This is a genomic window from uncultured Shimia sp., from assembly GCF_947498095.1.
GTDB lineage: Bacteria > Pseudomonadota > Alphaproteobacteria > Rhodobacterales > Rhodobacteraceae > Shimia.
On record NZ_CANMJE010000001.1, the window covers coordinates 318,277 to 342,000 of the forward strand.

A 23,724-nucleotide genomic window follows, 5' to 3' on the forward strand; every position below is an offset into this window, starting at 1 on the left:
AAGGATGACGGCTCATCAGACCAAGTGTTCTCGTCAATTCAAACAGGCGCGCGCCTTGGGTCACGGGTGGAGCCTTCCTAAATGTCTTGGCTGACGCGTGAACGCCTATCGCTATAACTTAGAACACGTTGGCAATCGCGAAGGCAGATCCCAACAATGCGATGACAGCCTGAGCAGGTTTCACAGCCGACTCGGTTGCAACCACGATGTCGCCCGGACGTATCAACAGTTTTCCTACACAAAACAAGCTATAGGTCGACGGTCGTTCAATTGTAAACACCTCACAATTTTTGCCGAACCCTTAACGCCATTTCGAATTTGTCCTGTTTCATGTATTTCGAGGACCAAGAGGACTTAGGGAGTGGCCCTCTCATCGAAGAGGGCCAATGTTTGAAGTCGTGCTCCGCGTTACCAACCTGAACCTGACTTTGGGATCTTTTGTTATGAAATAGATCAAGAACCATTCGGATTTTCGATCCCAAAAATTGATCTTTAGCGTTCTTTCAAGACTTCTTCTCGAACTGCATTTCAACCTCAAATTGTGCCCAAATCAAGATTATGTGGGGCTTGAAAACTTTTTGTCTCAATCCTGATCTGGCCCGAAAAGTCATTGAAGGGTCTGAATACACCGTCCGCGATCAGCAAAACCCATCAGGCGATATCTCGATCGAATTCACCGGGCTAAGTGCAGGCGAAAAGATGCAGGAAGAGCTGTTGATCGGCTCTGATATGCTGACGACGCCACACCCCAAAATCCTCCGGGCGCAAGAAACCAACCTCTCGGAAATTGAGATCGCCAATGCACTGAATGATCTGAGGCGCTCAATTGAGCATCGCGATCAGGAAGCCGCAATCAACATGCTCTGCAAGTGGGTTGAAGACTATCGTCTACCAGACAACTCCAAGAACATTGTCGCCTAATCAAACCGCGTAGTATTCTCTGTACCATTCCACAAACTTGCGAACACCATCCTGAACAGACGTACTTGGCCGCTCACCTGTGAGATGATGCAAGAGGTCAGCCGCAGCCCATGTTGCGGGAACATCCCCAGGCTGCATTGGCATTAAGTTCTTTTGAGCTTCTATACCTATCGCGCCTTCGATGGCTTCAATGAATTCCATCAACTGAACCGGCGCCCCATTGCCAATGTTCACAACCCGCCAGGGCGCTACTGTGCTGAGGCTTTCAAACTCGGGAATGTTACCGTCGCGCCCCTCAACCTGCTCAGGAACAGCGTCGATCAATGCGACAATCCCCGAGACCAAGTCATCGATATAGGTAAAGTCGCGCTGCATGTTGCCGTGATTGTAAACATCGATCGGCGCGCCTTCGAGAATGGCCTTGGTAAATTTAAACAGGGCCATATCCGGGCGGCCCCAAGGACCATAAACCGTAAAGAACCGAAACATCGTGGTTGGTAGCTTGTAGAGATGGGCATAGGAATGCGCCATCGATTCATTGGCTTTCTTGGTCGCGGCATAAAACGACATCTGGCTGTCAGCTTTATGTGTCTCTGCATAAGGCATCTCGGTGTTAGCGCCATAGGCAGAAGACGTTGAGGCTAAGAGCATATGCTTGGGTGGAAAGGCGCGGGCGGCTTCGAGAATTTCGAAGGTGCCGATCAAATTAGATTCAACGTAAGAACGCGGCGCATCAATAGAATAGCGAACACCTGCCTGAGCCGCGAGGTGAACCACGGCATCGGGTCTGTGTGTGTCGAACAATGACATCACCAAACCCGGATCTTCGAGGCGCCCGATCACGGATGAGAATGATGGGAATTTTGCCAGATTTTCATGCCGCTTTTCCTTGAGCGCGACATCATAATATTCGGTCATCGCGTCCAACCCGATGACGATCCACCCTTCTTGCAACAGGCGCTCAGCAGTATGAAATCCGATGAACCCGGCCGAACCAGTGACCAAAGCAGTACGCGGGGGGTGAGACATGGAATCCTCCATCAAACTTCAAACAGTCTGCGTTGTTCCGCAACGCGTGACTTTTCGCCTTTGAGGCGTGCGGCAAAACTGGTCATTCGAAACAAGGGTTGCTTGCGCTCGGAACGACCAAAGATACCACCCGCTTGTTCCCAGTATCCATCTTCGTGAAAGCGGACCTTGTGAAACAAGGCCGTCGGCGAGAACAAAAACAGCGAAACTGTCTGACCGCGTTTAACAAGGTCACGCGCCTGATGCCTTAGCCGCTTGGCATTCCATTGGCGACCGGCAATGACTGCTATCGTTGAGCCGGCGCGTGATGGAAACGGGCGCAGGCCATCTGCAGATCGCGCAATTCTGGGCAAGGCGCCAATTGGTCTGCTTTGGCCTGCCTCGTAGCCTTTTGCCAGACCAGACAAAAGACGCCGGACATCTCGCGGCTCCAGAGTTCCGTTTTGCAAATGATGCAAGGCCCGCTTTCGCTGCATCACTGTAATGTCTCTCAGTACCTCTTGGTGACGATCCGCGGGGCAGTGTTTTCGTAGAAAGACTGCCAGGCTGGCCCCGATCTGAAACAGGTCGGTCGGTGCCCGGTTCGCACGCCGCGTTGCATTTGGCAGATAGCCGTGATGCACCTCGGCCAATGGCACAATTGCCGTGGCGTGGCCCTGTGCCGCCAGCCGTAGATTCAAATCAGTTTCATCTAGGAAATAGTGAAACGCCGGATCGAACCCGCCAATTTCGGCAAGTGTCTCACGGCGAAACGCCATGTTGGTTCCCTCGGTCTTAATCGCGCGACGCGCGGTTGGATACAGAACCGAAGGGCGTACATCATCAACGGCCAAATCTTCGGTTGCTCCTGTGGCATCAACACTCTGCGCCTTCCATTGGAAGGAGATGCCATTGCGACCACGAACGAAACCACCGGCCGCCTTAACGTCCGGGTCGGCCTCAAAAGGGGCAACAAGATTGGTCAGCCACGTAGGTTCAGGGACTGCATCATCATCGACAAAGGCCACCAGTTCACCAGCCGCGTGAGCCAGACCAAGATTTCGGGCAGCGGAGATATTTGCTTCGTCAAATTCCAGCAACTTTGTGGGGTCGGCAAAGTCGCTCTGTTTCACGGCAGCGATCCCTTCTGGATCAGCCACAACGACAACTTCGAAGTTGGAATAGAACTGCTGAGACAAGCCCAAAAGACAACGTCGCAAGGCATCGGGTCTGCCCCGGCTTACCACAATGACGCTGACGGGGTCTTGGCTCATGGCGTCCCCATCTCAGCCATCATCGCTTCGATCCGCGGGACATCTTCGGGATTGTTCAACTCCCAGAACTGCCGTCCACGCGCCTCTACTTCAACGCACAGAACTTTATGACCATGCTCCATAAAACGAAGCTGCTCTAGCCCTTCCAGCTGTTCCAGTGGTCCGGCTTTCCAGCGCGGGTAAGCGCCCAGAGCAGACGGACGATAGGCATAGACACCGACATGGTGAAACACAGGCGTTTCGGCATCATCGGCATAGGTCTCGGACGTGAATGGAACCACTTCCTTTGAGAAGTATAAAGCGTGATGTTCTTTGGTGAATACGGCCGTCGTTCCACCGACGCGGTCTGCCTTGCGGTCTTCGAGAAAGCCATTCAATGCCCGACCATCGCAACGCAAGACAGGTGTCGCCACTTCGGCAACCGGGTCACGCTTCAATCCTTCGACCAGTTCCTCGACAAACCAAGCAGGGGTCAAGGGTGCGTCACCCTGCAAGTTCACGACGATATCAAAACCACCACCAAGATTGTCAAATGCCTCGGCGCATCTCTCTGTTCCGTTTGAACAGTTTTCAGACGTCATGACCACTTCGGCGCCAAAGGCCTCTGAGGCTTCGCGAATACGGTCATCGTCAGTAGCCACAACAACGCGATCCACTCCGTTCACTTCACAGGCTGCCTCCCAAGAGCGTTGAATGAGGCTTTTGACCTCCCCTGTCGCCCCTTTGAGGGTTGCCAGCGGTTTGCCGGGATAGCGGGTCGACGCAAACCGCGCAGGGATCGCAATCAGTACGGACATCAGGCCCCTTTCAGATCCACTTTGGGCGCATAGGCAATGAAGAATGGGTTGGCGAAATCTTCCTTGCCGTATTTTAGCGGCGTATGGTCATCAAAGCGCACGACGTCGCCACCAGCACCCAACAAAACGGCATGACCCGCTGCGGTGTCCCACTCCATCGTGCGACCAACGCGAGGGTAGATATCCGCCTCGCCCGTCGCAACCAGACAGAACTTGAGTGACGAGCCCGCACTTTTCATGTCTTTGACGCTGTATTTGCTGATGTAGTCGTCAGTAGCCTGATCGCGATGCGACTTTGACGCCACCACGAACAACGCCGCATTGTCACTGTCTGCGACGTTAATTTCACGGGTCTCTCCAATGACGTCCAGCGCGAAATCGCCGGTTTCCTCGACCGCCTGACCATCAGCGCGGGTAAAGAACATGCGGTTCTTGGCGGGCGCATAAACGACACCACGCTGCGGCACACCGTTTTCGACATAGGCGATGTTGACGGTAAAATCTCCGCGGCGGTGGATGAATTCCTTGGTCCCATCCAGCGGATCAACAATCAGGAAGGTATCGCCTTTTGCCTTGTGGCTTTCCGCCTGCTCTTCGGTCACCAACATTACATCGCCAAATGATGCGCGAAGTCCGGCAGAGATGATCGCGTCTGCCGCCTCATCCGCAGCCGTTACCGGGCTGTCGTCTGACTTAACCTTAATGTCAAAATCGTCGGAGTTGTAAATGTCCATGATCTTCGCACCAGCTTCGATTGCGAGGCGGCGAATAACCGGGATAAGGGCATCATAGTTCAAGGAAGAATCCCTTCGGGTAGAAATGTTGAAATGACTTCTCGCGCCCCTTATGCTTGGATCGTAACGGAACGGCAAGAATTCACTGGCATGACCGGAGTAAACCCGGGAAACTGAGGCGATGTTTCAACAAACAGCCCCCAAAAGAAATCTGGGCACGGCCCTGGCGAACTTAGAGCTGATTTATCACTCTGTCGTTCGTAACGTGCGCAAAACGCATGGCAACGCCGTTATGTCCATTTTGATGAACATGCTTCAGGCGGCTGTCTTCGTAATTGTTTTCTATGTGATGTTTTCTGTTCTGGGCCTGCGCAGCAGCGCGTTGCGCGGCGATTTCCTCATTTACATCATGAGTGGCATCTTTTTGTTCATCACAAACACCAAAACGATGGGTGCGGTTGTTGCGTCAGACGGCCCTTCATCGCCCATGATGAAACACGCGCCGATGAACACATTGATCTCAATAGCGTCGGCAGCACTCAGCACCCTGTACATTCAGGTCTTGTCGATGTTTGCAATTCTGCTGATTTACCATGTGCTGGTAACTCCGGTGCAAATTGACGATCCGATTGGTGCATTCGCCATGTTGCTTCTGGCATGGTTCAATGGTCTCGCCATTGGGGTTGTGTTCCTGGCGCTGAAGCCATGGTTTCCAAACTTTGTCAGCGTTGCAACGCTCGTCTATCAACGCGCCAACATGATTGCCTCGGGCAAGATGTTTGTCGCGAATACCATGCCCAGCGTTATTCTGGCGATGTTCGATTGGAATCCTTTGTTTCATTGCATCGACCAGGCTCGCGGCTTCGCGTTTATCAACTATCAACCGCGCAATTCGAGCATTGAATACGCGCTTATTGTCGGAATCGTGCTATTGATGATCGGGTTGATGGGCGAATTCTATACCCGTCGCCATGCGTCGGTCAGTTGGGGTGCACGTCGATGAAACAGCTTTTAGCACTATTCTTCTTTTTGACTTTCGGTGTCCCGGCGATTGGGCAAGACCTTCCAGCCCTGTTTGATGTAATCAACGTCGCCTCCGACGATGAGCTAAACGTTCGCGAAGACCCGTCTTCCACTGCGCGTATCTATTCAACGCTGGCGTTCAATGCCCGCAACGTTGAGGTCGTCGACTTATCTGATGAAGGAGACTGGGGACTGGTGAACACCGGGGAATCCTCTGGCTGGGTGTCTATGCGGTATCTCGCACTTGCCCCATCAGATGATTGGGAAACTGCGGAAGCACATTTGTATTGTAGCGGCACCGAGCCGTTCTGGTCGATGTCCCTGAACGATCCGGCTGAGGGGCAGGCCGTGTTTGCCGCAATGGCGGAAGAGGGCTCCCGAACCTTCGATATCGACTGGCACGGGGGACAAGCCGGACGAGCATTCACAGCCATAGGTCTGGGCGGCGCAAGACAAGGGCATGACAGTGCTTTTTCTGCCGTCATTCGGCGAGAAGCCTGCCATGACGGTATGTCAGACCGAAACTTTGGCCTGGCCATAGATCTGTTCATGCACAGTTCTGGAGCGCCCGATGGTGTCTCAGGCTGCTGTTCGCTTCAACCCTGATCCACCACACGCAGCGTCAGATTGATCCTACCCCATTTGGGCAACAGGCGGGATGAGCCGAACCGGATGCGATCCACACCATGATGGGCCAACCGAGCCTCTCCTCCCATCACCACCACGTCGCCTGAGCGCAACCACAGCGACTCGGTTTTGCCACCGCGAGCCACATTGCCCATACGGAACAGTGCCTCATCCCCAAGAGAGATGGACACGACCGGCCAGTCAAAACTGCCTTCGCCTTTGTCTTGATGCATGCCCATGCGGGCGGTCTCGTCATAATAGTTGATCAGACAGCAATCCGGTTCACGCGTCACACCGGAAACCCGTGCCCAGATGTCTCGCGCTATATCAGGTATCGCGGGCCAGCCCGCTCCGTCAGGATGGGTCGCTTGGTAACGATATCCGCTTTGATCGGTAACCCATCCAAGCCGACCAGCCGACGTCATGCGGACCGACATAGATTTCCCACTGGGCGTGACCGGGTGAAAGAATGGCGCGGCCTTTGCGACCTCACGCAAGTTACTCACCAACACCTCTTGGGACTGCGAATCAACCAGGCCTTGATAGACCTTGAAACCCCGTATCGTCAGCGGTGTTGGCATGGTGGATTATTCCTTCATGAAACCAGCAGGGCAAAAAACTTCGGATTCTTTGCATCTGCATGAAATCTGATGCTTGCAGGCCCTTTTTCCGCTCCCTATATACCCTGCGAAGCGCATTCGACCACGGTCGATGCAAACCGGATCGGGGCTTGGATGCCACAACGGGTCCAAGTAACGAAAATCGCCTTAAGTCAGAAGGGATACAATATGAGCAAAGTGATTGGTATCGACCTCGGTACAACGAACTCGTGCGTGGCTATCATGGATGGCTCGCAGCCCAAAGTAATCGAAAACTCGGAAGGCACGCGTACGACCCCGTCGATCGTGGCCTTTACAGACGACGAGCGCCTCGTCGGTCAGCCTGCAAAGCGTCAGGCTGTCACCAACCCAGAAAACACTGTTTTTGGTGTCAAACGCCTGATCGGCCGTCGGTTCGACGATGCAGACCTGGCCAAAGACAAAAAGAACATGCCGTTCAACGTCATCAATGGCGGCAACGGCGATGCATGGGTTGAAGCACAGGGTGAAAAATACAGCCCCTCGCAAATCTCGGCCTTTATCCTTGGCAAGATGAAAGAAACCGCCGAGAGCTATCTTGGCGAAGAAGTGACCCAGGCCGTCATCACCGTGCCTGCATACTTTAACGACGCTCAGCGTCAGGCCACCAAAGACGCCGGCAAAATCGCCGGCCTTGAAGTGCTGCGCATCATCAACGAACCGACCGCCGCCGCTCTGGCTTATGGTCTGGACAAAGAAGAAACCCACACCATTGCGGTCTATGACCTTGGTGGCGGGACTTTCGACGTGACCATCCTCGAAATCGACGATGGCCTGTTCGAAGTGAAATCGACCAACGGCGACACCTTCCTTGGTGGTGAAGACTTTGACATGCGCATCGTCAACTATCTGGCCGACGAATTCAAAAAAGAGCACAACGTCGACCTGACCAAAGACAAGATGGCCCTGCAGCGTCTGAAAGAAGCTGCCGAGAAAGCCAAAATCGAATTGTCGTCTTCGTCGCAAACCGAGATCAACCAGCCGTTTATCTCGATGGATCCGAACTCGGGCACGCCGCTGCACATGGTCATCAAGTTGACCCGTGCCAAGCTGGAGTCGCTGGTATCCGACCTGATCAAGGCCTCGCTGAAACCCTGCCAGGCCGCGCTGAAAGACGCCGGCATGTCGGCCGGAGAAATCGACGAGATCGTTCTGGTCGGTGGTATGACTCGTATGCCACGCGTGAAAGACGAAGTGACCAAGTTCTTCGGCAAGGAACCGCACCAAGGTGTGAACCCTGACGAAGTGGTTGCCATGGGTGCCGCCATTCAGGCCGGTGTTCTGCAGGGCGACGTTAAAGATGTGGTTCTTCTCGACGTCACGCCGCTGAGCTTGGGTATCGAAACTCTCGGTGGTGTCTTCACCCGACTGATCGACCGCAACACCACGATCCCGACCAAGAAGAGCCAAATCTTCTCGACCGCGGAAGACAACCAGAACGCCGTAACCATCCGCGTGTTCCAGGGTGAGCGCGAAATGGCCGCCGACAACAAGATCCTTGGCCAGTTCAACCTCGAAGAGATCCCGCCAGCTCCACGTGGCATGCCGCAGATCGAAGTGACCTTTGACATCGACGCCAATGGCATCGTGTCCGTTGGCGCTGCCGACAAGGGTACCGGTAAAGAGCAAAAGATCACGATCCAGGCCTCGGGTGGTCTTTCGGACGATGACATCGAAAAGATGGTTCAGGACGCCGAAGACAACGCCGAAGCCGACAAGGAACGTCGCGAGTTGATCGAAGCCAAAAACCAGGCCGAAAGCCTCATCCACTCGACAGAAAAGTCGGTCGAAGAGCACTCGGACAAGGTGGACCCGACCACGGTTGAAGCCATCGAATTGGCCATTGCCGCGCTCAAGGACGATCTGGAAAAAGAAGACGCATCGGCTGACAAGATCAAGTCGGGCATCCAGAACGTTACCGAAGCTGCGATGAAGCTGGGTGAAGCCATCTACAAGGCGAGCCAGGAAGAGGCCGGTGACGAGCCAATGGCTGCGGATGAAGCAGGTGACGAAGACATCGTCGACGCTGATTTCGAAGACCTGGACGACGACAAGCGCTAAGCGCGCAGCATCGGAATTGAAATTGGGGGCCGGTCCGGTTGCCGGATCGGCCCTTTTCATTCCGACCAAAGGAGTAACCCATGACAAAACGTGACTTCTACGAGGTACTTGGCGTCAGCAAAGGGGCTTCCGCGGACGAAATCAAAAAGGCCTATCGCAAGAAGGCCAAAGAACTGCATCCCGACCGCAACGCGGACAATCCCGAAGCCGAAGGTCAGTTCAAAGAAGCCAATGAAGCCTATGAAATCCTGAAGGACGCCGAGAAAAAGGCGGCTTATGATCGCTTTGGTCATCAGGCGTTCGAAGGCGGCATGGGCGGTCCACGCGGGGGCCATCCGGGTCAGGGCGACTTTGCCAGCGCATTTTCGGACGTGTTCGATGATCTGTTTGGTGACTTCATGGGCGGTGGCGGACGCGGTGGCGGACGTCAACGTGCCGCTCGCGGCGCGGACCTGCGCTATAACCTGCGCGTTTCACTGGAAGACGCCTTTTCCGGCCTGCAGAAGACCATCAACGTGCCGACTTCGGTGCAATGTGACGAATGCGAAGGTTCCGGAGCTGAAGGTGGTGCCGAGCCCACAACCTGCCCCACCTGCTCGGGTATGGGCAAAGTACGGGCGCAACAGGGCTTCTTCACTGTTGAGCGCACCTGTCCGACCTGCTCAGGACTGGGCCAGATCATCAAGAACCCCTGCAAGGGATGCGGTGGTCAGGGTCGTGTCGAGAAAGACCGTGCATTGTCCGTCAACATCCCTGCCGGTGTTGAAACCGGTACGCGCATTCGACTGTCTGGCGAAGGCGAGGCTGGAATGCGTGGCGGACCGTCAGGCGACCTCTACATCTTTATCGAAGTCGCACCGCACAAATTGTTTGAGCGCGAGAATTCGAACCTCTTCTGCCGGGTGCCTGTCTCAATGGCAACCGCAGCTTTGGGTGGCGACATCGAAGTTCCGACAATCGACGGTGGCCGCAGCCGTGTGAAAATTCCTGCAGGATCTCAATCCGGACGCCAAATGCGACTGCGCAACAAGGGCATGCCTGCACTGCGCGGAGGCGGTGCTGGAGATATGTTCATTGAGATGGCTGTGGAAACCCCGGTGAACCTCACCAGCCGACAGAAAGAACTGCTACGCGAATTCGAGGACCTCTCAGAAGAGAACAATCCCGAGAGCAGCAATTTCTTTAAGTCTGTCAAGAACTTCTGGGACTCAATGAAAGGCTGATCGGCCTAGCATTTAGACGTGAGGGCGCGCTTCATTTGCACGCCCTTATTCGTTTGCGAAGTTCAGTCAATCGTCGGCGCAATCACATACATCGCCTTAAGACCCAACCCCGGTTGAACGCCTGCGAATACTTCAATGAAGATACGTTGCATATCACCGCTGGCATACATCTTTGACAGCGCCGTATCGACCGCCAGACGGAAATCTGCGTCACCCCGCGCCATTGCCAAACCGTGCTTTTCAATCGTCAGAATTTCATCCGACATCTTCAGAGAGTTGGCACTGGGGCTGGTCATGCGAAGGTTGGCCAGAATTGATTGATCGGCAAAATAGCCATCGATTTCTCCACTTTCCAGCGCCTTAACCCCGTCATTGTGCGAGGCAAATGAGATTACGTCCGCCTGCATGTCCATTGCATTAAGCGTATTGTTCAAAGCTTCCTTGGTGGTTGTATTGCTGCGCGCACCCAGCTTTTTTCCCGCATATGACGCGAAGTCCGAAGGCGCATCTTGTTGCACCAAGATGGCTGTTCCATCGACAAATGTCGGAATTGAGAAATCAACAAGCGCGCGACGGCTAAGGGTAATCGACGCCGCACCACAAAGCAGATCAATCTCGCCACTCGCGACCTTTTCAAAACGATCTGATGCATCGACCGGGACGAAACGAGCCTCAAGCCCTTCCAGTTCCAGCTGATTGACGACGCCCTGCGCAACCATAGCGCAAACTGTCGGAGAGTATCCTGCAGGGGCTCCACTAGGCTTTTGGTAGGACAAGGGCGCCGCATCCACTCGGTAGCCAAGTGTCATGACCCCTTTTTCCTTAATACGCTCCAAAGTCTGAGCCGAAGCGGTCGTACCGACCATGGCCAGACATGACAAAGCAAGCAGAAGATTTCGCATAGGGTTTCCTGACATATGAAGTTTGAAGAATTTCTATTAATGAGCTTGGGCCAAGCTAGCCGCCCGTCCCGCAGTCACACAAGTCCATTCTCAAGAAATCAGTGCACCGTCCGGTCGTCGTTCCGCCGGCTTCAGAGTTAACACTTTGTTCATATTGCTTCAGCACTTTGGGTACATGTCTGACCAGCGCGCCTTTTTTGAGATGCCCTTGCCGCTTTTTGAGGCCGACGAGGCCGTGCCAGAGCCTTTGCCCAAAGGGCGCGTGCCCTCGTATATTTCAAGTCATCGAAAGAGGTTACGCCAGAGGTTTCTGGAGGGTGGAGCAGATGCCTTACCGGATTACGAACTGCTGGAACTGCTTCTTTTCCGGGCGATACCCCGTCAGGACGTCAAACCACTTGCCCACCTGCTGCTAGAGACCTTTGGCGACTACAACCGGGTCCTTTCTGCGCCAGCTACACGTCTGGTTGAGGTTAAGGGCGTCGGAGAAGCCGTGATTGCCGAGTTGAAGATCGTTGAGGCCTCGGCACATCGGCTGGCGCGATCCAGGGTTATGCAACGACAGGTTCTGTCAAGTTGGGAGGCCTTGGTCGACTACTGCCACACGACAATGGCGCACCGTGAAACGGAGCAGTTTCGTGTCTTGTTTCTGGATAGTAAGAACGTTTTGATCGCAGATGAGGAACAGGCGCGCGGAACGGTGGATCACGTTCCAGTTTACCCACGTGAGGTCGTTAAGCGGGCGCTGGAGATCAATGCCAGTGCATTGATTTTGGTCCACAACCACCCTTCTGGCGACCCGACGCCGTCATCTTCGGACATTACGATGACGCAGCAAGTGCAACAGGCCGCCGAGGTAATGGGTATCGCGCTGCATGACCATCTGATCGTTGGAAAGTCACGTGAGATGAGCTTTCGATCCGAGGGCTATCTCTAACGCAACCATACCTCGACGCGGCGATTGGCTTGTCGACCCCAGGCGCTGTCATCACATGCCATAGGCATCGCCTCACCAAAGGCGTCGACTTCAATCGTAAGCTGGTCAAAGTTCGCCGTCTCTGCTGCCGATGTCACAGCTCCTCGAACGGTCTCTGCGCGTTTCTGGGCAATCTGGCGGTTGCCGGCGGCCGCCCCCTCGCCGTCGCTAAATCCGACAAAGACCAGCGTGCGCGTGTCATAGATGCCCGCTTCGATCGCACGGGCAAGTTGCTGCACGTTGGATCGTGATTGTGCATCCAATCGTGTTGATCCTGCCTGAAAGCGGAACGACGTCGTCAACCGTTTCATCGGCCCCAATCGGTCCACCATCCGCTGGAGCTCTTCCAATGTAACGTCGTCACCAGCAACAGAGATGGCGTTAGCGAACCGATCTCCTTGCAGATTCACCGGCACTTCTTCGGGCGATTGATCCACGAATCCAGCGCGCCGGATTACGATCTGTGCCGAAGGGCTGCGGGTGTAGGCCAGGAACTCGCGTGCGATCTTGGGCAACCGTCGTGCCGGGAAATACAGGAACATTGGCGCGGTCAGGGGATAGTCTTCGGTTTTGATTGTCCGACGCGACGCAGCCAGCGAGAACCCGCAAGGCCCATTCAACGTCAGGATCTGAGTGTTTCCGGTTTCTGCAAAACTGGCAATGCCAATTGCAAAGGGGTCACGGATAACCGCTGACACCAACGAGATGTTGCGGTCATGCCGGGTCGTGCTCTCCGATACGACACGTCCAACAGGCTTCATCAATTGATCTTCAATGGCTTGCGCCATACCCGAGCTTGGCTCCATCAAGTGTAGGGCGATGGGCGCATCGGGGCCGCCAAATTCGCTCCAATTGTCAATCTGACCGGCAAAAACCTGTGCGAGCTGCAAAGGCGACAAAGCCTGCACCGGATTGCCCGGCGAAACCACGGGCACCATTCCATCCAACGCCAAGACCCGGCTTCGGTTGCCGTCCGTCATGTCGCCCAGCCCGGCCTCAAACCCGCGCTTGGCCTCAGGTGAGCGAATTTCGCGCAGGGACATGGCGATATCCGCCTCATCCGCCAGAAGGTCGGCAAAACCCTCATCCGAGTTTGTCGCGTGAAACGCAAACCGAGCCAGCACCTGCCCGCTGGTTCCGTCGCTAAGCTGATAATCAAAGTGCTCCCGGTCAATTGCCGCTCGAGACACCTTGTAATTGTTGCGTAGAGCAAAGGCCTCAATCAGGGCCGGCATCAGAACCTCACCCATTGTCGAGGCGCCTGAGATAGAGATTTCGGCGACATAGTTCGTCAGACTGGGACAGGCGGGGCCCTCGCAATTCACGCCGGTTCCATCCACGGTCAGCTCACCATATTTGGTGCGGACACGATAAAACTCGCCATCAAACCCGAGAAAGGTCCCGGTGATCTCAACGGAACCGTCCTGTGATCGCAGGGTAATGTCCTGCGCAAAGGCCGATACGGCCCCAACAAAAAGGAAAAGTGCGGCGAAAACCGCCGCACGACACTGTTGCATAATTTTGATCCTGCAATCGCCTGTCAGTTGCTGGCGATTGTCAGGTCTTCGAACAGGTTTTTCAACACCAGAAATTCTCCTGTGGCGTCACAGGTGGGCATTGAGAGGACAAGATCCCGGACCTGCAGCTCTCCCTCACCCTTTAACTCGAATGAGGTTGCAGCAACGTCGCGGTCACAATTGCCCAAATCAACTTCGGCTTCGAGGCTAAGAGCAATCTGGCCAACGGACTGCGCAGTGCCGGTTGGAAAAGTATAAACTTCGGCCAAAGTAGGCTCTGCAAGATCTGAGTTTCCAAGCTGTGTTAGGAACCCACCATAGCCGCCGGCAACAGCCGTGACATCACGTGGTGCATCCTGCCAGACGTGTCCTTCGGTACCATATGCAGCGCCAAACTCGCGTGCATGGATTTGCAGACCGGTATCGCCTGACCATTGCACAGCGACGCGGTCATAGAAGGGCAATGAACTTACCTCGGTGCGCGCGACTGCCCCGTCACCGTTGGTAAAGGCCACGACAAACATGGCTTGCTCTGCTAGCGCCGGTACGGTCAAAGTCAGCCCCCCATCGTCACCCAAAAGCTCAGTGAACTTCAGGCCGCCATGATGGATCGTCACTCGCTCTCCTGACATGCAAGGGGCACTCAGCGTCAGGTCAACCATTGCACCCGCAACTGGTTCAGCGGTCAACGTCGCCTCGCAGTTCAAAAGTGGCGCGGCCTCTTCCTGGGGCAAAGCCCCGACAGGTGTGTCCGTCGAAACCAACAGGACAACTGGCTGCGCTGGCAAATCCGCTTGGGGAGTCAATTCCTGCGGAAAGCTTGGTAGCGCCGAGAGGTCCTCAACATTGCTTAGGGCAGTTTCAGTGTTACCGGCATACTTGGCAGACACAACGGCGTCTGGAACATCCGCAACAATCGGCTGAGGCAGGGTTTGACCCGCGTATCCCGGTTCACTCTGCTGCATGAGAAAACCAATTGATATGGCGACCGAAAGCGTCGCGCCGGCAAGCGCGTAACGACGGCACACGTTGATATCTTTCTTCGACATGTTGACTCCAAAACTCGTACTGCCCCGATACGTCTTGGTGTCATGCAAAAAGGGCGCTCATATGGCGCCCTTTAGGAGATTGTCTGTCGATTAGCCTTAGGTCAGACGACCGTGGCAGTGCTTGAATTTTTTACCGGAGCCGCATGGACATTGCGCGTTTCGGCCGGGATTTCCCCAAGTGCTTGGATCGTTTTCGTCGAAACCTTCAGCGGCTTCACCGGCTGGTTCGGCATCAGCCGTGGGGTCTTGAGCCCCCGCTTCCAAAGCCGCACGCTGTTGCTCCATTTCGACCGCGAGCTGTTGCTGTTCTTCTTCGGAAATAGGACGGATATTGGCGAGCGTCTTGGTCACGTCTTCGCGCAAGCTGTCCAACATGTTCTCAAACAGCTGAAACGACTCGTTCTTGTATTCGTTCAGCGGATCACGCTGGGCATATCCCCGGAAACCAACAACCGAACGCAAGTGCTCAAGCGTCAAAAGATGCTCGCGCCATTTTGCGTCGATGGTCTGCAAGAGTACCTGCTTTTCGATCATGCGCATGGCTTCGGGTCCAAAGCTGACGGCTTTTTGCGCCATCATCTCATCAACGGAGTTTTCAAGGCGTTCCAGAATGTCATCATCGTCAACACCCTCTTCCTGCGCCCAGTCGATCACAGGCACATCAATGCCCAACTGTTCGATACAGGCGGTGTGAAGGCCTTCGGTGTCCCATTGATCCGCATAGGTCTTGGGTGGCATGTGTTGATCGACCAAGTCCGCAACCACTTCGTGGCGCATTTCCTGTGCGATGTTCGACAGGTCTTCGGCTTCCATGATATCGCGGCGTTGGCCAAAGATGACCTTACGCTGATCGTTCATCACGTCGTCAAACTTCAAAAGCTGCTTACGAATGTCAAAGTTACGACCTTCGACTTTGGCTTGCGCGCGCTCGAGTGATTTGTTGACCCAAGGGTGCACGATGGCTTCACCCTCTTTCATACCCAAAGTCGAGAGAACCTTTTCCAAACGCTCAGAGCCAAAGATCCGCATCAGGTCATCTTCGAGACTCAGGAAAAACGCTGAGCGTCCCGGGTCACCCTGACGGCCGGAACGGCCCCGCAGCTGATTGTCGATGCGGCGGCTTTCGTGACGCTCGGTGGCAAGAACAAACAGGCCGCCCGCTGCTTTGACAGCCTCTTCATCAGCTGTGTGATCTGCCTCGATTTGGGCCCGGATCGCTGCGTGATCGCCGTCAGGCGTGGCGGCAATCGCCTCCAGAACCTTGAACTCGACGTTGCCGCCCAATTTAATGTCGGTCCCGCGGCCTGCCATGTTCGTCGCGATGGTCACGGTGCCCAGTTTCCCGGCATCCGCAACGATCTGCGCTTCCTGCTCGTGCTGGCGCGCATTCAGAACGTTGTGTTTGATATCAGCCTTAGTGAGAAGGTCGCTGAGGAATTCAGATTTCTCAATCGATGTCGTTCCCACAAGGATAGGTTGACCCTTTTCGCTGGACTCTTTGATGGTCTCAACGATGGCTTCGAATTTTTCGCGTGCCGTTCGATAGACTGCATCATCTTCGTCGATCCGAGCGATCGGCATATTGGTCGGAACTTCAACCACACCCAAGCCATAGATTTCTGCAAATTCTTCGGCCTCGGTTGATGCCGTACCGGTCATGCCGGACAGTTTGTCGTATAGCCGGAAATAGTTCTGGAAAGTCACCTGCGCCAGTGTGACGTTCTCTGGCTGGATGTCGCAGCCTTCTTTGGCTTCAATAGCCTGGTGCAAACCTTCGGACAGGCGACGGCCCGGCATCATGCGTCCCGTGAATTCGTCGATCAGCATCACTTCACCGTCACGGACAATATAGTCTTTGTCTTTTATGAACAGTTTGTGCGCCCGAAGACCTTGGTTCACGTGGTGAACGATCGTCGTGCTTTCCGGATCATAAAGGGTTTGGCCCTCGGGCAAGAGACCGCGCTCGGTCAACTGTGCCTCAAGAAAGTCATTGCCCTCGTCCGTATAGTTCACCTGACGGGTTTTCTCATCGATGGTGAAGTGGTCGTCGGACAATTCCGGGATCAGAACGTCAATGGCGTTGTAGAGATCTGTGCGATCTTCCGCAGGACCGGAAATAATGAGCGGGGTCCGTGCTTCATCGATCAGGATTGAGTCGACCTCATCCACGATGGCAAAGTTGTGCTTGCGTTGGGACATCTCGCGCAACTCAGACCGCATGTTGTCGCGCAGATAATCAAAGCCCAACTCGTTGTTGGTGGCATAAGTTACGTCGCAGGCATAGGCGGCTCGTTTTTCTTCGCTGGGCTGGCGCGGATAGACGACGCCCGTCGTCATGCCCAAGGCAGCGTAAACTTTACCCATCCATTCGCAGTCACGTTTGGCGAGGTAATCGTTGACGGTCACGATGTGCACGCCTTCCCCCGTCAGCGCGTTCAGATAGGCCGGGAACGTGGCAACAAGGGTCTTGCCCTCACCCGTTTTCATTTCCGAGATATTGCCCTCATGCAGAAAGATGCCGCCCATCAACTGCGTATCGAAAGCCCGCAGTCCAAGTGAGCGAAGGGCCGCTTCACGGCAGTTGGCAAATGCTTCGGGCAGAAGCGAATCCAAGCTCTCGCCACCTTTGGCGCGCTCGGAAAGCTCTTGTGTTTTGGCCTTGATCTCGTCATCCGAAAGCGTCTGGAAGTCAGGCTCAAGCGCATTGATCTTGTCAACCAAAGAGCGGGTCGCCTTGATCTTGCGGTCATTCGGTGTCCCGAACACTTTTTTGGCAAGTTTTCCGATACCCAACATGTGTTTTTGTCCTTCGTTGACAGATTCGTGCGAGGCATCTGCTTGCCCGTCCCGCGCCCTGCTCATACAAACGGGGGAACGGCCATATTGCCTTTGCTTCACAGCGATGTAAGGGGCCGCAGTAACAGTGTCAACGCCGCCAACCAGCGCGGCAGGAGCCAAGGACCAAACGATGTCGAAACACCTCAAGATTTTCCGCTCATTCGCAATTGCCGCCATGCTGAGTGGACCTGTGTTGGCACAAGAGACCCCGGACGCGACAACAGTTGTCGCAACCGTTGATGGCGCCGAATTCACGGTCGGCCATATGATCCTCATGCGTGAGGCGCTGCCAGACCAATATAAGGCGCTGCCAGACGACGTCTTGTTCAACGCGCTCCTCGATCAAATTGTCCAACAAGCCATCCTGTCACAGTCTCTGACAGGCGATGAACCGGCAGCGGTCGTCTTGGGGCTTGAAAATGAGCGCCGTTTGCTGCGGGCCGGTGCTGCGATCAACGAAGTTATCAAGGCCGGCATCTCAGACGCCGAGCTTGAGGCCGCGTATCAAACAAAATACGTCACCGATTTTGTGGGTCTGCCGGAATACAACGCATCGCATATTCTCGTCGAGACAGAAGAGAAGGCTGCCGAGCTCCGGGTTGCTATTACAGAAGGCGCCGATTTTGCTGAAACCGCCAAGGCTGAATCAACGGGCCCGTCGGGACCATCCGGAGGGGAACTGGGTTGGTTTGGCCCGGGCTCGATGGTGCCTGAATTTGAACAGGCCGTAGTAGACATGAACGTAGGCGAGGTTTCGCAGCCCGTCCAAACACAGTTTGGATGGCACCTGATCATCCTAAACGACATGCGCGTACAAGAGGCTCCGGCTCTCGAGCAAGTACGCTCAGAACTTGTGAGCGAGTTGCAGCAGGAAATGACGGCGGCACATATTGCGCGCCTGACGGAAACGGCCAACGTGGATCGCAGTGGTGCTGAAGGCATGGACCCTGCAATCCTCAAGCAAGTTGATCTTCTGGGTTTCTCTATCGAGTCTGACTGATATGGCAAAAACAACCACGATCTCTCCTCTGGCTCCGGCCAGTTTTCCCGATCTCCCAATTATTGATGGTGCCGAGTTTGCGGCCGTTGCGGCGGGCGTAAAATATGCGGATCGCAAGGACGTCATGTTGGCGCGCCTTGCGCCCGGAACGTCCATTGCCGGTGTGTTCACGCGCTCTGCGACACGTTCGGCTTCGGTATTGGACTGTCAGGAAAAGATCGGCTCGGACAGCCAAGAGGGCGCTGCCATTATCGTGAACGCCGGGAACGCCAATGCCTTCACCGGGCGCAATGGTGCCGACGCAACGCATGCCGTGACGAGCGCAGTTGCTACCTGTCTTGACCTGCCGGAATCGCGCGTGTTCTCGTCGTCCACGGGCGTAATTGGCGAACCCCTACCCCATGACAAAATCACCGCGCGGCTGGATGAGATGAAGTCTGCTTTGTCACCTGCGGCGCTTAAAGATGCAGCAGAAGCCATCCGCACCACGGATACGTTTGCCAAAGGCGCCAAAGCCGAAGTGGTCATTGATGGCAAAACGGTTCGGATTGCGGGGATCGCCAAGGGATCAGGCATGATCGCGCCGGATATGGCCACAATGCTGGTCTATATTTTTACCGATGCCTTGGTCGAACGGCCGCTTTTGCAGCAGATTCTGACAGAACTTACGGATCTGACTTTCAACAACATCACGGTTGATAGCGATACATCAACGTCAGACACCCTGCTCTTGGCGGCCACCGGGGCCAGCGACGCCAAAGTCTCGCAGGCCGACGGAGTGTTTCGCGACACTTTGCAAGGAGTTATGCTAGACCTCGCACACCAAGTTGTTCGGGACGGAGAAGGTGCGACGAAGTTTGTCGAGGTTTCGGTCACGGGTTCTGCCAGTGACGCCGACGCACGCACGCACGCTCTGGCCATTGCGAACTCTCCCTTGGTCAAAACCGCAATCGCCGGCGAAGACCCGAATTGGGGGCGCGTGGTGATGGCGATTGGCAAATCGGGCGCGGCAGCAGACCGTGATCTTTTGACCATCCGCTTTGGCGACGTTCTGGTCGCCGAGAACGGCTGGGTCTCACCCGAGTACAAGGAAGAGGCTGGCGCGGACTACATGCAACAGCAGGATCTGGTGATTGGTGTCGATCTGGGAATTGGGTCTGGTCAATCCAAAGTCTGGACCTGCGACTTGACGCATGGCTACATCACAATCAACGCGGACTATCGCTCGTGACCAAGATTGTACTCGTGTCAGCTGTCGCTTTGATTGATGTGGATGGGCGTGTTTTGCTAGCCCAGCGACCCGAAGGAAAATCGATGGCTGGCTTGTGGGAGTTTCCCGGCGGGAAAGTTGAAGCTGGGGAAACTCCGGAAGCCGCTCTGATCCGTGAACTGCAGGAAGAACTGGGCATTGATACCTGGGAAAGCTGCCTGGCGCCTCTGACCTTCGCGTCGCACAGCTATGAAGAGTTTCATCTTTTGATGCCGCTGTTTGCCTGCCGGAAATGGCAGGGAACGCCAATGTCGAAAGAAAACCAAACGCTGAAATGGGTCCGGCCCGAGCAGCTTAGAGACTTTGACATGCCGCCGGCGGACATTCCTCTCATCCCAATTCTGCGCGATTGGCTTTAAGGCCCAGTCCAACCTGGCAGCGTACCAACGCCCCTGCGCCTTTAAAAACTGGATTTTTGAACATTGCTAATCTAGGTTAACGCTACGTGACGGTTAACCAGTAAGTTTTTTGCAATTCATTTTTATCGTTCTGCTACGTCATCTCACTGGGGGAACTGGCATGTTGAGAACAATTACGTTGGGCCATTTCATTTCGATACAAGGCACGTTCGTAAAATCGCTGCCCGATGGTCGAATTTCGGTTCAAGTCGGTTCAAAGGTGTATTCCGGTCAGCCCATCGCACGGTGCTAGATCCAGGAACAACAGAACCCATAAAAAAGGGGCTGCCGGTTTTCCTGCAGCCCCTTTTTTGTTTTTGGTTTCTCCAACGCGCTTACTCAAGCGTGCGGGTCACCTCTTCGCGTTCAAAGATCTCGATCACATCTGCCGGGCGGACATCGTCATAGTTTTCGAACGCCATACCGCATTCCTGACCTGACTGTACCTCGGCAACTTCGTCTTTGAAGCGCTTGAGTGTTTTCAGAGTGCCTTCGTGGATCACCACGTTGTCGCGCAACAGGCGTACGCCGGCCGAACGGCGGGCGACACCTTCGGTCACGATACAACCAGCAACCTTGCCGACGTTCGAAACCTTGAAGACCTCTTTGATCTCGGCATAGCCGATGAACTTTTCGCGAATTTCTGCTGACAATAGGCCCGAAGCCGCCGCCTTCACATCATCCACGAGATCATAGATCACCGAATAGTAACGAACCTCAACGCCCTTTTGGTTGGCCGCATTACGCGCCGATGCGTTGGCACGCACGTTGAAGCCCATGACCGGCGCACCGGATGCTTCGGCCAGACCAATATCAGACTCGCTGATCGCGCCCACACCCGAGTGCAGAACCCGCACGCGTACTTCGTCGTTGCCGATTTTTTCCATCGCCTGAACAATCGCCTCGGCAGAACCCTGCACATCAGCTTTGACCAGGATTGGCATTTCGGCGACGTTGGCGTCGTCTTTGGCTTTTTGCATAAGCTGCTCAAGTGTGGTTGCGGCACCAGCTGCGGCGCGCTTGTCCTTGGCGGCTTGCTCACGATACTCGGCAATTTCACGTGCTTGCGCTTCGGTCTCGGTCACGTTCAGCACGTCACCCGCTTCGGGTGTGCCGTTCAGACCAAGAACCTCAACCGGTACCGAAGGTCCGGCCTCGGCAACGCGCTCGCCCTTGTCGTTGATCAGCGCACGAACTTTACCGTACTGCTCACCCACAACAAAGATATCGCCTTGTTTCAACGTACCTTTTTGAACCAGAACCGTCGCAACAGGTCCGCGACCCACGTCCAGCTGAGCCTCGATCACGGCGCCTTGGGCGGCGCGGTTCGGGTTCGCTTTCAGTTCCAAGATCTCGGACTGCAGGGCAATCGCTTCCAGCAGCTCGTCAAGGCCCTGACCGGTGATCGCCGAAACTTCGACGTCCTGCACTTCACCAGACATCTTTTCAACGATGACCTCGTGTTGCAGCAGTTCGGCCCGAACCTTGTCAGGCTCAGCAGCCGGTTTGTCGATTTTGTTGATCGCAACAATCATCGGCACGTCTGCGGCTTTGGCGTGATTAATCGCCTCAATCGTCTGCGGCATGACCGAGTCATCAGCGGCAACAACCAAAACCACGATATCCGTGACCTGAGCACCGCGCGAACGCATCGATGTAAAGGCCGCGTGACCGGGCGTATCAAGGAAGCTCAGCGTGACGCCATCGCCCGTCTGTACCTGGTAAGCACCGATGTGCTGCGTAATGCCGCCAGCTTCGCCAGCCACAACTTTGGCATCGCGGATTGCGTCCAATAGCGAGGTCTTACCGTGGTCAACGTGGCCCATGATCGTGATGACCGGAGGACGCGGCAACAGAGCACCATCATCGTCGTCGATGTCTGCGATCACGTCTTCCACGTCCGCGTCCGACACGCGCACAACCTTGTGGCCAAACTCTTCAATGATCAGTTCCGCAGTGTCAGCATCAAGCGCCTGGTTCTGCGTGACCATCATACCCATGTTCATGAGCGATTTCACGACGTCGGCCACACGCTCGGCCATACGGTTGGCCAGCTCGGACACAACGATGGATTCCGGCAGCTGTACTTCGCGAATAACCTTCTCGCGCTCAACAGGGCCGCCCATTGCTTTTTGGCGCGCACGCTCTTGCTTACGCTTCATGGCAGCGAGAGACTTCTGGCGACCGCCGCCACCAGACAACGCCTGGTTGAGGGTCAGCTTGCCAGACCGTCGACCGTCATCGCGACCTTTGCCACGGTTCTGGCGCTGTTCGCGCTCATTCTTGCGAGGTGTCGCTGAAGGGGCCGGTTTGTTCGCCGGCGCCCGTGCGGGTGCATCCGGTTTCGGAGCCGCAGCAGCAGCAGCAGCCTCGGCTGCAGCGCGCTTGGCCGCTTCCTCGGTTTCGCGCTTTTTGCGCTCTTCGTCTTCGGCTTTGGCGCGGGCCTTTTCTTCGGCTTCGCGCTGTTCGCGTTCCTTGGTTTCCTGCTCGGCGCGACGACGCTCACGCTCTTCGGCGCGCGCTTTTTCTTCGGCTTCGCGTGTCGCGGCCTCTTCAACTTCGCGGGCCTTGGCCGCCTGAAGGGCTTTCATACGGCGTTCGAGTTCCGCATCCGAAATACCTGCCGGGCGACGGTTTGGATCACCACCAGCTTTACCCGAAGTAGAAGCGCTTGGCTTTGCCGCACCAGGTTTGGGAACCACAACGCGCTTGCGTTTGGTTTCAACCACGACGTTTTTGGTCCGCCCGTGGCTGAAGCTTTGCTTCACGTTGCCGGGACGTCCACCTGCTCCGCGCAGGCCCAAAGTCTTTTTACCGTCGTTATCGCTCATCTAGCTGTCTTACCCTTCTGGGTGGCCCCTGCCACCCCAATTTCACGTACGCCTTTTAACCGTTGGGCTTCCTCTACAACACGTTGCGTGAGTCCGCCAGACGCAAGCGCCCCATGTATCACAGTTTGTCGCCCAAAAGCCAAACCCAATTCATTTGCCGTCAGCCAGCCGATGTAATGACCGAAATGCGGCGTGCTCAGTTTCGACTTGCCCCGTCCTGATCCATCTGATGCCTGGATCAAAACTTCGGCATAATCCTTGGCCAACCAGTCCTTGACCTTTTCGTAGCCCGTCACTGCTGAACCCGACTTTCGGGCCAAGCTGACCAAATCCACGACCCGACGGACCAATTGGTTTTCAACCTGTGCCAACAGATCATCCGGCACTTTGACCGGCTGCTTTGCAGCACGAGCAAACAATCCCTTGGTCGCCGCCTTATCCAAGGCCTTGCGATCGGCTGCAACCCACATGCCTCGGCCGGGCAACTTGCCCAGAATATCCGGCACAACCTGTCCGTCAGGTCCAGTCACAAAGCGGATCAGCCCAAATTTTGGCTGTACCTCACCCGTGGCAATGCACTTGCGTTCTGGACCGTCTTCCCGGTCTTTGGTTCGCCCACCGCGTCCCATCGTCAAGC

At 55.3% G+C, this 23,724-nt stretch carries 20 protein-coding genes; 9 read left to right on the plus strand and 11 right to left on the minus strand.

Features of this window, described 5'->3' with window-relative positions; all coding sequences use genetic code 11:
- The first annotated feature begins 567 nt into the window (after window positions 1-567).
- Complete coding sequence (locus tag Q0932_RS01600) at window positions 568-921, plus strand: polysaccharide biosynthesis protein (protein WP_299348971.1); 354 nt, start codon at window positions 568-570, stop codon at window positions 919-921.
- Here Q0932_RS01600 and Q0932_RS01605 read toward each other — a convergent pair whose 3' ends face one another.
- The 4 genes from Q0932_RS01605 to cysQ are packed head-to-tail and all read right to left on the minus strand — an operon-like array spanning window position 922 to window position 4,797.
- Window positions 922-1,950, minus strand: coding sequence for an NAD-dependent epimerase/dehydratase family protein (locus tag Q0932_RS01605; RefSeq protein ID WP_299348974.1), 1,029 nt, complete (start codon window positions 1,948-1,950; stop codon window positions 922-924).
- A gap of 11 nt (window positions 1,951-1,961) precedes the next feature.
- Window positions 1,962-3,203: a glycosyltransferase gene (locus tag Q0932_RS01610; protein WP_299348976.1), complete on the minus strand. Its 1,242-nt coding sequence runs from the start codon at window positions 3,201-3,203 to the stop codon at window positions 1,962-1,964.
- Window positions 3,200-4,000 (minus strand): manno-octulosonate cytidylyltransferase, encoded by an 801-nt coding sequence (locus Q0932_RS01615; RefSeq protein ID WP_299348978.1) that lies wholly within the window; start codon window positions 3,998-4,000, stop codon window positions 3,200-3,202. Before Q0932_RS01615 ends, Q0932_RS01610 begins: the two co-directional genes overlap by 4 nt.
- Window positions 4,000-4,797, minus strand: a complete 798-nt coding sequence (gene cysQ / locus Q0932_RS01620; protein ID WP_299348980.1) for a 3'(2'),5'-bisphosphate nucleotidase CysQ — start codon at window positions 4,795-4,797, stop codon at window positions 4,000-4,002. Before cysQ ends, Q0932_RS01615 begins: the two co-directional genes overlap by 1 nt.
- A gap of 118 nt (window positions 4,798-4,915) precedes the next feature.
- On the opposite strand from cysQ, the gene Q0932_RS01625 reads away from it, so the two are divergent.
- Together Q0932_RS01625 and Q0932_RS01630 are read left to right on the plus strand one after the other, a co-directional pair.
- Window positions 4,916-5,737, plus strand: a complete 822-nt coding sequence (locus Q0932_RS01625) for an ABC transporter permease (protein ID WP_299348983.1) — start codon at window positions 4,916-4,918, stop codon at window positions 5,735-5,737.
- Complete coding sequence (locus Q0932_RS01630) at window positions 5,734-6,363, plus strand: SH3 domain-containing protein (protein ID WP_299348986.1); 630 nt, start codon at window positions 5,734-5,736, stop codon at window positions 6,361-6,363. Before Q0932_RS01625 ends, Q0932_RS01630 begins: the two co-directional genes overlap by 4 nt.
- Here Q0932_RS01630 and Q0932_RS01635 read toward each other — a convergent pair.
- Window positions 6,354-6,965, minus strand: coding sequence for an alpha-ketoglutarate-dependent dioxygenase AlkB (locus tag Q0932_RS01635; protein WP_299348989.1), 612 nt, complete (start codon window positions 6,963-6,965; stop codon window positions 6,354-6,356). The two genes, Q0932_RS01630 and Q0932_RS01635, sit on opposite strands and share 10 nt — an antisense overlap.
- Before the next feature lie 153 nt (window positions 6,966-7,118).
- On the opposite strand from Q0932_RS01635, the gene dnaK reads away from it, so the two are divergent.
- Together dnaK and dnaJ are read left to right on the plus strand one after the other, a co-directional pair.
- Window positions 7,119-9,083 carry a molecular chaperone DnaK gene (dnaK, locus tag Q0932_RS01640; protein ID WP_299349640.1) on the plus strand — a complete coding sequence of 655 codons (1,965 nt, stop codon included), beginning with the start codon at window positions 7,119-7,121 and terminating at the stop codon, window positions 9,081-9,083.
- An 80-nt stretch (window positions 9,084-9,163) separates the two neighbouring features.
- Complete coding sequence (gene dnaJ / locus Q0932_RS01645; RefSeq protein WP_299348991.1) at window positions 9,164-10,306, plus strand: molecular chaperone DnaJ; 1,143 nt, start codon at window positions 9,164-9,166, stop codon at window positions 10,304-10,306.
- Between the two features lie 62 nt (window positions 10,307-10,368).
- Here dnaJ and Q0932_RS01650 read toward each other — a convergent pair whose 3' ends face one another.
- Entirely contained in the window at window positions 10,369-11,208 is an 840-nt protein-coding gene (locus Q0932_RS01650; protein ID WP_299348994.1) for an amino acid ABC transporter substrate-binding protein, read from the minus strand.
- 175 nt (window positions 11,209-11,383) lie between these two features.
- Between Q0932_RS01650 and radC the strand changes: the two genes are divergently transcribed.
- A complete protein-coding gene (gene radC, locus Q0932_RS01655) occupies window positions 11,384-12,145 on the plus strand; it encodes a DNA repair protein RadC (RefSeq protein WP_299348996.1) in 762 nt (253 codons plus the stop codon).
- Here radC and Q0932_RS01660 read toward each other — a convergent pair.
- The 3 genes from Q0932_RS01660 to secA all read right to left on the minus strand — a co-directional run bounded on the left by Q0932_RS01660 (window position 12,142) and on the right by secA (window position 17,546).
- Entirely contained in the window at window positions 12,142-13,701 is a 1,560-nt protein-coding gene (locus tag Q0932_RS01660) for a phosphate ABC transporter substrate-binding/OmpA family protein (protein WP_299349000.1), read from the minus strand. The genes radC and Q0932_RS01660 overlap by 4 nt on opposite strands.
- A gap of 23 nt (window positions 13,702-13,724) precedes the next feature.
- Complete coding sequence (locus Q0932_RS01665; protein ID WP_299349003.1) at window positions 13,725-14,750, minus strand: translocase; 1,026 nt, start codon at window positions 14,748-14,750, stop codon at window positions 13,725-13,727.
- Between the two features lie 96 nt (window positions 14,751-14,846).
- On the minus strand, window positions 14,847-17,546 hold the full coding sequence (gene secA, locus Q0932_RS01670; protein ID WP_299349006.1) for a preprotein translocase subunit SecA: 2,700 nt from the start codon (window positions 17,544-17,546) through the stop codon (window positions 14,847-14,849).
- 172 nt (window positions 17,547-17,718) lie between these two features.
- On the opposite strand from secA, the gene Q0932_RS01675 reads away from it, so the two are divergent.
- From Q0932_RS01675 to mutT, 3 genes are read left to right on the plus strand one after another with little or no spacing between them, the layout of a single operon-like run.
- Window positions 17,719-18,588: a peptidylprolyl isomerase gene (locus Q0932_RS01675; protein WP_299349009.1), complete on the plus strand. Its 870-nt coding sequence runs from the start codon at window positions 17,719-17,721 to the stop codon at window positions 18,586-18,588.
- A gap of 1 nt (window position 18,589) precedes the next feature.
- Window positions 18,590-19,819 carry a bifunctional glutamate N-acetyltransferase/amino-acid acetyltransferase ArgJ gene (gene argJ, locus Q0932_RS01680; RefSeq protein ID WP_299349012.1) on the plus strand — a complete coding sequence of 410 codons (1,230 nt, stop codon included), beginning with the start codon at window positions 18,590-18,592 and terminating at the stop codon, window positions 19,817-19,819.
- Window positions 19,816-20,217 carry an 8-oxo-dGTP diphosphatase MutT gene (mutT, locus tag Q0932_RS01685; protein WP_299349015.1) on the plus strand — a complete coding sequence of 134 codons (402 nt, stop codon included), beginning with the start codon at window positions 19,816-19,818 and terminating at the stop codon, window positions 20,215-20,217. The genes argJ and mutT overlap by 4 nt, the downstream gene beginning before the upstream one ends.
- 374 nt (window positions 20,218-20,591) lie before the next feature.
- On the opposite strand, the gene infB is transcribed toward mutT, so the two are convergent.
- Window positions 20,592-23,087, minus strand: a complete 2,496-nt coding sequence (gene infB, locus Q0932_RS01690; RefSeq protein ID WP_299349018.1) for a translation initiation factor IF-2 — start codon at window positions 23,085-23,087, stop codon at window positions 20,592-20,594.
- The gene (locus Q0932_RS01695) at window positions 23,084-23,716 is read right to left on the minus strand and encodes an RNA-binding protein (RefSeq protein WP_299349021.1); all 633 of its coding nucleotides are present in this window, start codon (window positions 23,714-23,716) and stop codon (window positions 23,084-23,086) included. The genes infB and Q0932_RS01695 overlap by 4 nt, the downstream gene beginning before the upstream one ends.
- Between the last annotated feature and the right edge of the window lie 8 nt (window positions 23,717-23,724).

Excerpts from the sequence above, each read along its gene's own strand:
- argJ (WP_299349012.1), top strand. The coding sequence starts at position 18,590 with ATGGCAAAAACAACCACGATCTCTCCTCTGGCTCCGGCCAGTTTTCCC.
- Q0932_RS01675 (WP_299349009.1), top strand. The coding sequence starts at position 17,719 with ATGTCGAAACACCTCAAGATTTTCCGCTCATTCGCAATTGCCGCCATG.
- Q0932_RS01630 (WP_299348986.1), top strand. The coding sequence starts at position 5,734 with ATGAAACAGCTTTTAGCACTATTCTTCTTTTTGACTTTCGGTGTCCCG.
- Q0932_RS01610 (WP_299348976.1), bottom strand. The coding sequence starts at position 3,203 with ATGAGCCAAGACCCCGTCAGCGTCATTGTGGTAAGCCGGGGCAGACCC.
- Q0932_RS01665 (WP_299349003.1), bottom strand. The coding sequence starts at position 14,750 with ATGTCGAAGAAAGATATCAACGTGTGCCGTCGTTACGCGCTTGCCGGC.
- radC (WP_299348996.1), top strand. The coding sequence starts at position 11,384 with ATGTCTGACCAGCGCGCCTTTTTTGAGATGCCCTTGCCGCTTTTTGAG.
- dnaJ (WP_299348991.1), top strand. The coding sequence starts at position 9,164 with ATGACAAAACGTGACTTCTACGAGGTACTTGGCGTCAGCAAAGGGGCT.
- Q0932_RS01635 (WP_299348989.1), bottom strand. The coding sequence starts at position 6,965 with ATGCCAACACCGCTGACGATACGGGGTTTCAAGGTCTATCAAGGCCTG.
- Q0932_RS01650 (WP_299348994.1), bottom strand. The coding sequence starts at position 11,208 with ATGCGAAATCTTCTGCTTGCTTTGTCATGTCTGGCCATGGTCGGTACG.
- Q0932_RS01625 (WP_299348983.1), top strand. The coding sequence starts at position 4,916 with ATGTTTCAACAAACAGCCCCCAAAAGAAATCTGGGCACGGCCCTGGCG.
- infB (WP_299349018.1), bottom strand. The coding sequence starts at position 23,087 with ATGAGCGATAACGACGGTAAAAAGACTTTGGGCCTGCGCGGAGCAGGT.
- Q0932_RS01660 (WP_299349000.1), bottom strand. The coding sequence starts at position 13,701 with ATGCAACAGTGTCGTGCGGCGGTTTTCGCCGCACTTTTCCTTTTTGTT.
- Q0932_RS01695 (WP_299349021.1), bottom strand. The coding sequence starts at position 23,716 with ATGGGACGCGGTGGGCGAACCAAAGACCGGGAAGACGGTCCAGAACGC.
- secA (WP_299349006.1), bottom strand. The coding sequence starts at position 17,546 with ATGTTGGGTATCGGAAAACTTGCCAAAAAAGTGTTCGGGACACCGAAT.
- Q0932_RS01605 (WP_299348974.1), bottom strand. The coding sequence starts at position 1,950 with ATGTCTCACCCCCCGCGTACTGCTTTGGTCACTGGTTCGGCCGGGTTC.
- dnaK (WP_299349640.1), top strand. The coding sequence starts at position 7,119 with ATGCCACAACGGGTCCAAGTAACGAAAATCGCCTTAAGTCAGAAGGGA.
- Q0932_RS01615 (WP_299348978.1), bottom strand. The coding sequence starts at position 4,000 with ATGTCCGTACTGATTGCGATCCCTGCGCGGTTTGCGTCGACCCGCTAT.